This is a genomic window from Pedobacter sp. ASV12 (genome assembly GCF_016429155.1).
Taxonomy (GTDB): domain Bacteria; phylum Bacteroidota; class Bacteroidia; order Sphingobacteriales; family Sphingobacteriaceae; genus Pedobacter.
The window spans coordinates 1-397 of record NZ_JAELUC010000347.1 but is presented as its reverse complement, the minus strand read 5'-3'; the positions used below and the strand labels follow the sequence as shown (position 1 = coordinate 397).

Sequence of the window (397 nt, the reverse complement as noted above, 5' to 3'; positions counted from 1 at the left end):
GATCTTGGAGAGCATGATTTCATTGAAAACGGTGAAGAATTATTGAATGCTTTAGGAAAATACAAATTCGATCTAGTTATACATGGACATAAACACGATCCTTGGTTAAGATACTATAATACAAGCAATGGATATCAACTTCCTATTCTTTCTTCCGGAAGCTTTAGTGCAACTAATCAAATACTTTGGACCAATAAATTTAATTATTTCCACATAGTAGATATATCAAAAAACGCAGCAAACAAGTCTGTTGGAACTATTGAAACGTATACATTCAAAAATAAAGTTGGGTGGAAAAAGGATAAAGACGATGGTTTTTTACCATATACAGGGTTCGGATATTTAGATAGTTTGCAAGAAATAATTAAGAAAATTGAGACACTTTTTACAGTTAAAC

Annotated in this window: 1 protein-coding gene; it reads left to right on the top strand. The window is 31.0% G+C overall.

Annotated elements, in window-relative coordinates; all coding sequences use genetic code 11:
* The coding region (locus tag JHD69_RS20625; RefSeq protein WP_199142180.1) for a hypothetical protein at positions 1-397 on the top strand (397 nt) is incomplete at both ends.